Raw genomic sequence first — 1,315 nt, 5'->3', positions numbered from 1 at the left:
GGCGGATTCAAGGAGTTAATGCAACACCCCTGATCAGGGAGTGTTATGGCGCCTCGTGTGTCGCGTGTTGTGTTGGGTCGGTTCTGGGGTTTGGTCGGTGCGGGTGTGGCGCCGTCGGTTGCTGGTGTTGCTGTGGGTGTGTCGCCGGGTACTGGCAACCGGTTGTTCGCTGATGCTGGTGGGGTGCATCCACGCCTGTGTGAGCCCGATTCGTTGAAGAACAAGGCCAGGTTGAGCCTTGCCGAGCGGGAGGAGATCGCGATCGGTATCGCCCGGGGTGAGTCGGCGCGTTCGATCGCGGCGCGGTTGGGGCGTGCGCCCTCGACGATCACGCGCGAGATCGCCCGCAACGCTAAGACTCATCGCCACGGGCGCAGGGTCCGCTACCGGGCCAAGTACCGGATCGGGGTTCTGCAGCGTGGTCCGGCTCAGCAGGTGAACTATCGAGCTGTGTTCGCTCAGCAGCGTGCCGAGCATCGGTCCAGGCGCCGCAAAACAGCGAAGCTGGCAAGCAATGCGAGGTTGGCTGCTCAGGTCAGCGACTGGTTGGGTGAGAAGTACAGTCCCGAACAGATCAGCCATCGGCTGCGGACAGAATTTCCCGACGATCCGGAGATGCGTGTGTCTCACGAGACGATCTACCGCTCGTTGTTCGTCCAGGGCCGTGGCGGTTTGCGTCGGGAGTTGCATCAACAGTTACGCAGCGGGCGCGGCTTGCGCCGACCGCGCCGCTCGCTGGGGCAACGAAGCTCACCTATCGCGGGCATGGTCAACATCAGCGACCGCCCTGCCGAGGTCGAGGACCGGGCCGTGCCCGGGCATTGGGAAGGAGATCTGATCACCGGCGCCTACAACGGCTCAGCGATCGGCACCCTGGTCGAACGCACGACCCGGTTCGTGATCCTGCTCCATCTGCCTACCGACCACAGTGCGATATCGGTACAGGAGGCGATGATCGCGAAGATGAGTCAGCTCCCAGCGATCCTGCGCCGGACCCTGACCTGGGACCAAGGCCGGGAAATGACCAACCACGCCCAGATCGCCGCCGCCACCGATCTCGATATCTACTTCTGCGACCCTCACTCACCATGGCAACGCGGCACCAACGAAAACACCAACGGCCTACTACGCCAATACTTTCCGAAGGGAACAGACCTGTCGATCTTCCCCGCCGACTACCTCGACTACGTCGCCGCTCAACTCAACAACCGACCCCGCAAGACACTGGGCTGGAAAAAACCAGCCGAAGCACTCGACGAACTACTATCGAACCCGACCAATCCACCCGGTGTTGCAATGACCGCATGAATCCGCC

Annotated in this window: 1 protein-coding gene; it reads left to right on the top strand. The window is 62.5% G+C overall.

From position 1 onward, the window contains the following. The first annotated feature begins 45 nt into the window (after positions 1-45). Positions 46-1,308, top strand: a complete 1,263-nt coding sequence (locus tag ACIA8C_RS43065) for an IS30 family transposase (RefSeq protein WP_397145303.1) — start codon at positions 46-48, stop codon at positions 1,306-1,308. Positions 1,309-1,315 lie beyond the last annotated feature (7 nt).

It is taken from the genome of Nocardia sp. NPDC051321 (assembly GCF_044455225.1).
In the GTDB taxonomy this organism is placed as follows: domain Bacteria; phylum Actinomycetota; class Actinomycetes; order Mycobacteriales; family Mycobacteriaceae; genus Nocardia.
The sequence above is the reverse complement of the archived record's forward strand: the minus strand, read 5'-3'. Positions and strand labels throughout refer to the sequence as shown.